The organism is Azospirillum formosense (genome assembly GCF_013340925.1).
Lineage (GTDB): Bacteria > Pseudomonadota > Alphaproteobacteria > Azospirillales > Azospirillaceae > Azospirillum > Azospirillum formosense.
This window is the reverse complement of record NZ_WHOR01000267.1, coordinates 1-8036: the sequence shown is the minus strand read 5'-3', so window position 1 is coordinate 8036 and position 8036 is coordinate 1. Positions and strand designations below refer to the sequence as shown.

General features: G+C 68.3%; 6 protein-coding genes. 2 read left to right on the top strand and 4 right to left on the bottom strand.

The features are described 5' to 3' along the window. Together GBZ26_RS24345 and GBZ26_RS24340 are read right to left on the bottom strand one after the other, a co-directional pair. Positions 1 to 378, bottom strand: a 378-nt coding sequence (locus GBZ26_RS24345) for a DUF2946 family protein (RefSeq protein WP_174441060.1), incomplete at its 3' end; no start/stop codon positions are given. 114 nt (positions 379 to 492) lie between these two features. Next, positions 493 to 2367 carry an ATP-binding response regulator gene (locus tag GBZ26_RS24340; protein WP_246654146.1) on the bottom strand — a complete coding sequence of 625 codons (1875 nt, stop codon included), beginning with the start codon at positions 2365 to 2367 and terminating at the stop codon, positions 493 to 495. Between the two features lie 199 nt (positions 2368 to 2566). Between GBZ26_RS24340 and GBZ26_RS24335 the strand changes: the two genes are divergently transcribed. Beyond that, a complete protein-coding gene (locus tag GBZ26_RS24335; protein WP_174441058.1) occupies positions 2567 to 3586 on the top strand; it encodes a chemotaxis protein CheB in 1020 nt (339 codons plus the stop codon). Between the two features lie 147 nt (positions 3587 to 3733). Next, positions 3734 to 3880: a hypothetical protein gene (locus GBZ26_RS24330; RefSeq protein WP_174441057.1), complete on the top strand. Its 147-nt coding sequence runs from the start codon at positions 3734 to 3736 to the stop codon at positions 3878 to 3880. A 21-nt stretch (positions 3881 to 3901) separates the two neighbouring features. Here GBZ26_RS24330 and GBZ26_RS24325 read toward each other — a convergent pair whose 3' ends face one another. Together GBZ26_RS24325 and polA are read right to left on the bottom strand one after the other, a co-directional pair. Then, positions 3902 to 6178 (bottom strand): CheR family methyltransferase, encoded by a 2277-nt coding sequence (locus GBZ26_RS24325; protein WP_174441056.1) that lies wholly within the window; start codon positions 6176 to 6178, stop codon positions 3902 to 3904. 1 nt (position 6179) lies between these two features. Beyond that, a partial coding sequence (gene polA, locus GBZ26_RS24320; protein ID WP_174441055.1) for a DNA polymerase I occupies positions 6180 to 8036 on the bottom strand: 1857 nt, incomplete at its 5' end.

Here is an 8036-nt window from a genome sequence, read left to right as displayed (position 1 = left end):
CGACAGGAACCAGCCGGCGGCGATGTGCTGGCCGGGCAACCCGATGGAGCTTTGGGCAACGACGGAGACCGGCAGCACCACGGTCAGAAGCGGCGGCGGCGCGGTGAGGCCGGCGACCAGTCCGCAGACAGGGCAGTCCTCGCCCATGGACAGCGTGGGCTTGCCGTCCGGAAGCAGGGATTCGGGGGGCGGGCCGTCGGGGAGAGCGATGGAGGCCATGCCCTGCGGCGTGCAGATCATGACCGTTTCGCCGGTCGCGGCGTTGGCCACCGGAATCAGGAAGGCCCAGCCGAGAAGCTGCAGAAGCAAAGCGACCCCGCCCGCCATCACGGCGGCGCGGCCCAGCCTGCGTCCGATGCTTCCAAACAAAGCCGGCATGTCCCAAACGAACCCCTTATCCGAGTAAGGAGATAGGCTAATCGGGATAAGCCGAAGGAACAAGGGACTGTTGGTCGCACCCCTGCGCCGGCACGCGAGCCCAGGAGGTCAAAATCAGGAGGGCATCACTTCGCCCAGCGCCCCGGCCAGATCGGCGGGCAGCACCGGCTTGTGCAGCAGGCGGCAGCCGAGCGACATCGCCTCGCGCAAGCGTTCCGGGGCGGTGTCGCCGGTGATGATGATGCCCGGCACCGGCCAGCGCTGGCGCACCAGCTCGACCACCGAGCGTCCGGAGTCGCCGCCCGGCAGGCGGTAGTCGGTCAGCACCACATGGGGACGCCGCAGGCTGGGCAGCGTCGCGGCCAACTCCCCTGCCGAGGACACGGCGACCACGCGCAGCCCCCAGCGTTTCAGCATCATGGTCATGCTGCGGCGGACCTGCTCGTCGTCCTCGACCAGCAGCACCGTGCGCCCCTTCAGCCGCGGCTCCCGGCGGACGGCCGGCACCGCCGCGGCGCCGGCCTCCGGCTTGCGGGCATGGGGCACCGTCACCGAGAAGACCGAGCCCGAGCCGACCCGGGAGCGCAGCGCCACCTCCACCCCCAGCAGGCGGGCGAGGCGCGACACGATGGACAGCCCCAGCCCGAAGCCCTGGGTGGCGTTGCGCTCCGGGTTCTTGAGCTGGCGGAACTCCTCGAAGATGGCCTCGCGGGCGTCCTCGGGGATGCCCGGCCCGTTGTCCCACACCTGGAACTCCACTCCGTCCGCCCGGCGGCGGCAGCCGAACAGCACCCGCCCTCGTCCGTCCGTGTCCTTGGGCCGGCCATGGGCGATGGCGTTGGACAGCAGGTTGCGCAGCAGCCGTTCCAGCAAATGGGGGTCGGTGGACACCGCCAGGCGGCCGGGCCGGCAGCGCAGATCGATGGACGAGGCCTCGGCCACGCCGCGGAATTCCTCGGCCAGGCGGGTCATCAGGGCCGTGGGCGCGAAGTCGGTGACCGACACCTCGATGACTCCCGCCTCCAGCCGGGACAGGTCGAGCAGGCCGCTCAGCATGCCGTTCAGGCTGTCGATGGACGCCTTCAGCCGGCTCAGCGATTCCTGGGCGACCGGGTCCGCGCCGACCGAGCCGAGCAGGACGTGGGCGTAGAGGGATGCCGCCTGGATCGGCTGGCGCAGGTCGTGGCTGGCCGCGGCGAGGAACTTGGTCTTGGCCCGATTGGCCGCCTCCGCCGTCTCCTTCGCTTGCTTGAGCTGCTCCTGCGTCTGCTTTCGCTCGGTCACGTCGCGGAAGATCACGGCGATGCGGCGCTGTTCGGGCGCGCCGACCTTGAAAACGTAAAAGCTGATCCATTTCTCCAGCGGCCCGGCGTAAAGCTCCGTCCGCGTCGGTTCCCCGTCCCTCGCCGCGCGGCCGAACACCTCGTACCAGTAATCCTCGAAGGCCGGGCTGATCTCGCGCAGCCGCCGCCCGACGTAATCCTCCCCGGCCATGCGCCGGGCCGCGGGATTCATCTCCAGATAGAGGACATCCACCGGCCGGTCGCCGTCGAACAGGACGTCGGCGAGCAGGAACCCCTCGTCCATCGCCTCGAACAGGGTGCGGAACCGCCGCTCGCTCTCGGTGAGTTGGGCCGTGCGCTCCTCGACCCGCTGTTCCAGATCGGCGTTGGCCTCCTCCAACTCCTCGGTGAGGACCTGAAGCTCCTCGTAGGAGGTCTGGAGTTCTTCCGAGAGATGGCTTTCGTCCCGGCGGAGCGTGTTCAAGCGCTGCTCGGCATCCGCCAGGGCGTCGAGCAGTTCCGCCCGGCGGGTTTCCAACGCGGTGAGGCGTTCGCGCAACGCGGCGATCTCATGCCGCTGCGCGGTCATCTCCTCTTCGAGCTGAATCCGATCGGCCGCGAGAAGGCGGGCTTCCTCCTGCGCGTCCTCCGCCACCACCAGGGCCTGTTCCAGGCTCCGGTCCAGCTCTGCGATGCGCTTGAGCAACGATTCACGCTCGGACTCGCGCGTCTCGTCCCCTGCACGGATGGGTGCCGATCTGCCCAAGCTTCCCCCCTCGCTGGGAACAAATGATTGCACAGACCGCACAACAGTGCGCGCGTGGAAAAGTTATAGGACCAAATCCGGAATTTCCCGGTCAACGCGCTGTTGTCACAACGCATGCGAAAACTGTTGTTTCCAACCCATGGATAAGAGGGACATCCTGGCCATCGGGGCTTCCGCCGGCGGAATCAACGCCCTGCGGGGGCTGTTCGCGGCGATGCCGAACGATGTGACGGCCACGGTCTTCGTTGTTCAGCACATCGGCGCCACGCACAGCGTGCTGCCGGTTCTGCTGTCGCGCGCCGGCTGGCTTCCCGCCTTCCATCCCGAGGATGGGGAGCCGGTGCGGGAGGGCTGGATCCACGTCGCCCCGCCCGATCGCCATCTGCTCATCAAGGACGGTTGCGCGCTGGTGCGCCGCGGTGCGCGCGAGAACCGTTGCCGCCCCGCCATCGACCCGCTGTTCCGGTCGGTGGCGGTCGCCTATGGGGTGCGGGCGGTGGGGTTGATCCTGACCGGCACGCTGGACGATGGAACCGCCGGGCTGCGCGCCGTGAAGCGCTGCGGCGGGCTGGCGATGGTCCAGGACCCGGACGACGCCGAATGGCCGGACATGCCGCGCAACGCCATGCGGCACGTTCGCGTGGACGCCTGCGCCCCGCTGTCCGACCTGTCGGCGCTGCTGGCCCGCAGGCTCGCCGAATCGTGCGGCCCCCCGGTGCCGGTTCCCGACGACATCGCGATGGAGGCGCGCGTCCCCGAGAACGAGTTCGACGCGATGCCGGAACTCACCGCCTCCGTCGGCAAGCCGAGCACGCTGAGCTGCCCCGATTGCGGCGGCAATCTGGTGGAGATCGAGGATGGGCCGCTGCTGCGCTTCCGCTGCAAGGTCGGCCACGCCTACGGTCCCGCGGCGCTGGCCGAGTCGCATCGGGAGTCGATCGAGCAGGCCATCTGGGTCGCCCTGCGCACCCATCAGGACCGCGCCATCATGTTCCGGCGCTTGGCCGAGCGGGCCCGCGAGCATGGACACCCCACCGTCGAGGCCAACTGGACCCGGTCGGCGCAGCAGGCCGAGCGGACCGCGGGCATGCTGAAGGAGGCGCTGTCGAAACAGGGGCAGGGGTTGGCGGGCAGCCTGGCCGAGGAAGGAGAGGATTGATGGGATAAACTCCAGCCGATGCGGAACGGGCAAAGGCCGGGATCCCATGACGGATGGCCCCCTGATCGTGATCGGCGCATCGGCAACCGGCCCACCGCGGCGCGGTCGATCACTGCGTGCCGGCGCCTTGCCGAGACGGCGCGCGGCATGGGGCAGGGGCTGTCCGCCAAGCGGTGGGACGAGGACGGGCGCGAGGCGCGCGAGCGCGCGGAGGTGCTGATCCGCTTCTTGGGCGAGGAGTGGATTCGCCGCTCCTTCCACCCCGGAAACGGCGGCACCCCCGACCGGTTCTGACTCGCCCCTATACTCGGCCCCTTACTCCACCTCCGCCTGCTCGCCGCCCTCGGCACCGAGAAGCTGGCGTTCGGTGGTGTCGTGCACGATGGCGACGAGGATCGGCGGCTGTTCCCCGCCGAAATGCTGAAGGCAGACCTCGACCGGATGGGGGCCGCGCTGGCGGCCCTCCATCACCGTTTCGAAAACCACCTCCTGCTTGTCACCCGAGAGAAGCGGTGCCACGAGCGCCCGGAACCGCTCCGCCGACACCTCGGGCATCAGGTCGTGGACGGCCAGTTGCTTCAGATGGTTCAGCGTGTAGCCCAGCTTGGTCTCGGCACCGCGGTTGACCAGCAGGAAACGGAAGCTGGACGGGTCCAGGAAATAGACTTCGTTCAGGGATTCGCCGATGACGCGCCCGAGATAGCCGGCAAAGGCTTCGGTCCGGGCCTGTTCGGTCACGTCCTCGATGATCAGGACGGCGCCGTGGGCCTCCCGCGCCTCGTACATCAGCGGGGAGAGCCGGACCCGGCAGGTTACCGCGCGGCCGCGCCGGTCCACGGCGTTCAGCATGACGGGCGGCTTCGGCGTCTCGCTGTGCAGGACGCTTTCCAGATCGGTGCGGAGCCGCTGCACCGGCAGGCCGATGTCGAGGTCGAGGAAAGGCTCGTCCTGCACCTCCTCGGCGCGCAGGCCCCACATGTTCTCGCCCCAGCGGTTCCAGGAACGCACGCGCAAATCCTGGTCCAGAACGATGATGCCCACGTCCATGCTGCGCAGGATCGATTCCGAGTAGCGGCGGAACTCTCCGGATTCCTCGCCCTGGCGGCGCAGCTCCTCGTTGGCGACCTCCAACTCCTCGTTGGCGGAGCGCAGCTCCTCGTTCATGGTCTCCAGCTCCTCATTGGTGGACTGGAGTTCCTCGTTGGTGGTTTCCAACTCCTCGTTGGTGGACTGGAGCTCCTCGTTGGTCGTCTCCAACTCCTCGTTGGAGCTTTGCAGCTCCTCGATCGTCGTCTCCAGGCTCTCCTGCGCCGCCTCCAGCTCCTGCTGCATCTGGAAGTGACGGCTGGTGTCGGTGAAGCCGAGCAGTGTGGCGAAGGGCTTGCCGTCGAGCCCGTAGAGCAGGGAGATATCGATGGTCAGGCGCATCGGCTCGCCCGGTGGTCGGGCGAATTCCTGATGCTCGATGCGCACCATGCGTCCGGTCTTCTGCACCTCCTCGATGCGCGAGCGCAGCTCCGCCGGTCGGAAGGAGATCGACAGGTCCTGGAACGGGCGGCCGATGTCGATTTCGCCCACGTCGAGCAGGCGCCGGGCCATCGCGTTGGCGAAGACGAGGATGCCCTCGTCGTCGACCGACAGATAGGCGGTGGCGCTGCTGTCCACGATGCCTTCCATCAGCCGGCTCTGGAAGCTCTGCCGGTGATTGTTGTTCTCCGGCGCGATGGACAGGCTGCCGCCAGGGCTGCGCCGCCATTCCTGCGCCACCTTGCGGAAGATGCGGCTCTTCAGGTTCACCGGCTCGAACATCTTGGAGCGGGCGAGTTGGGTCTCCGCCTTGCCGAGGAACAGGATGCCGTCGTTGGTCAGCGCGTAGTGCAGGCGCGGCAGGACGATGTTCTGGGTCTCGCTTTCCAGATAGATCAGAAGGTTGCGGCAGACCAGCAGGTCGATGCGCGAGATCGGGGCGTCGGTCACCAGATTGTGCCGCCCGAAGATCACGCATTTGCGCAGGTCGCGCTGGAAGACGTAATGGTTGTTGGTGCGCTCGAAATACCGTTCCAGCAACGGCGACGGCACGCCTTCCACGTCGCGCGGCGAGTAGATGGCGTGGCGGGCGGCGTTCAGCGCCGCGTCGTCCAGATCGGTGGCGTAGATTTTCACCCGGTTGATGAAGGCGTCCTTGCCCAGCGCCTCCGCGAACAGCATGGCCAGGGAATAGGGCTCCTCCCCCGACGCGCAGCCGGCGCTCCAGATGCGGATGGGGTCGCGATCGGAACGCTGTGCCAGGATCTGCGGGACCACGTCCTTCCGCAGCACGTCCCACGACTCGGCGTCGCGGAAGAAGGAGGTCACGTTGATCAGCACGGTGTTCAGAAGATGGATGAATTCCTGCGGGTCGGCTTCCAGCAGGCCGTGATAGGCGGCGAAATCCTCGCAGCCGGCTTCCTCCATCCGGCGGCGGATGCGCCGTTGCAGGCTGGTGCGCTTGTAGCCGCGGAAATCGAGGCCGCGGGCTTCCTGGATGTAGCGGATCAGCGCCTCGAACGCGGGGTCGGGGGAGTCCTTGGCGCTGGAATCCTGGCCGGACATCTCAATGCGCCTCGTCCCAATTGCCGCCGATGCCCGCCTCCGCCACCAGCGGCACGCCGAGCGTCGCGGCCCCCTCCATGACCTGCCGCACCAGGGCGGCGGCGCGTTCGGCCTGATCCTCGGGCGCCTCGAACAGCAGTTCGTCGTGCACCTGCAACAGCATGCGCACATCGTCGAAGCCGCCTTCCTTCAGGGCGGCGGGCACGCGGGCCATGGCGCGCTTCATGATGTCGGCGGCGGTGCCCTGGATCGGCGCGTTGATCGCCTGCCGTTCCGCGAAGGCGCGGCGGGCGGCGTTCTTGTCGTGGATGCCGGGGATGTAGCAGCGTCGCCCGAACAGCGTCACCACATGGCCGTTCTGGCGGGCGAAGGCCTTGGTCGCCTCCATCCACACCTTCAGCTCGTGGAAGCGCTCGAAATAGGCCTTGATGAAGGCGTTGGCCTCGCCCGGCGCGATGCCGAGCTGGCGGCCCAGCCCGAAGCCGGAAATGCCGTAGATGATGCCGAAGTTGATCGCCTTGGCCTTGCGCCGGATCTCCGAGGTCATCTGGTCCAGCGGCACGCCGAAGACCTGGCTGGCGGTGGCGGCGTGAATGTCGATGCCGTCCTGGAAGGCCTGTTTCAGCGCGGCGATGTCGGCCATCTCGGCGACCAGCCGCAGCTCGATCTGCGAATAGTCGACGGAGATCAGCTTGTGGCCCGGCGCGGCGACGAAGGCGCGCCGGATCTTGCGGCCCTCCTCGGTGCGGACCGGGATGTTCTGCAGGTTCGGGTCGGTCGAGGACAGGCGGCCGGTGTTGGTCGCCGCCATGGCGAAGGCGGTGTGCACCCGCTCCGACCCCTCGACGATCTGCGCCTGGAGCGCGTCGGTGTAGGTGTTCTTCAGCTTGGCGAGCTGCCGCCAGTCGAGCACGCGCTGGGCGATGACGTGGCCCTGCTCCGCCAGCTCCTCCAGCACGCTGGAATCGGTGGAGTAGGCGCCGGTCTTGCCCTTCTTGCCGGTGCCGAGCTTCATCTCGTCGAACAGGATCTCGCCGAGCTGCTTGGGCGAGCCGATGTTGAAGCTGCGCCCGGCGTGCCCGTGCACTTCCTTCTCGATCTCCGCCATGCGGACGGCGAGGTCCTGGGAGAGGCGGGCGAGCGCGGCCCGGTCCACCCGGATGCCGCAGGATTCCATGTCGGCGATCACCGGGACCAGCGGGCGTTCCAGCGTCTCGTAGACGGTGACCATCCGCTCGTCGACCAGCCGCGGCTTCAGCACCCGCCACAGGCGCAGCGTGATGTCGGCGTCCTCCGCGGCGTAGGCCAGCGCCTTGTCCAGCGGCACGCGGTCGAAGGTGATCTGGTTCTTCCCAGTGCCGCAGACCTCCTTGTAGGGGATGGTTGTGTGGGCGAGGTGCAGTTCCGCCAGCTCGTCCATGCCGTGGCCGTGGGCGCCGCCCTCCAGCACGTAGGAGATCAGCATGCTGTCGTCGACGGGCGACACGCGCACGCCGTGGCGGGCAAAGAGCTGGTGGTCGAACTTGAAATTGTGCCCGATCTTGAGGATGGCCGGGTCCTCCAGAACCTCCCGCAGGGCCTTCAGCGCGTCCTCCGGCGGGATCTGCTTCGGCGCTTCCGGCGTCTCGAAGGACAGCTCCCCGCTGGCCGCGGCGTTGGGGGCCTGATGCGCCAGGGGGATGTAGCAGGCCAGCCCCGGTTCCGTCGCCAGCGAGATGCCGACCAGCGTCGCCGTGGCGGGGGTCAGCGAGTTGGTCTCGGTGTCCACGGCCAGGATGCCGGTGGTGCGGGCGCGCTCCAGCCAGACGGCCAGGGCGTCGAGGTCCTGCACCAGCGCGTAGCGCTGCTCGACGTCGGT

What these genes read in the sequence shown, in the direction of transcription:
- GBZ26_RS24335 (WP_174441058.1), top strand. Translation starts at nt 2,567, where the DNA reads ATGGATAAGAGGGACATCCTGGCCATCGGGGCTTCCGCCGGCGGAATC.
- GBZ26_RS24330 (WP_174441057.1), top strand. Translation starts at nt 3,734, where the DNA reads ATGGGGCAGGGGCTGTCCGCCAAGCGGTGGGACGAGGACGGGCGCGAG.
- GBZ26_RS24325 (WP_174441056.1), bottom strand. Translation starts at nt 6,178, where the DNA reads ATGTCCGGCCAGGATTCCAGCGCCAAGGACTCCCCCGACCCCGCGTTC.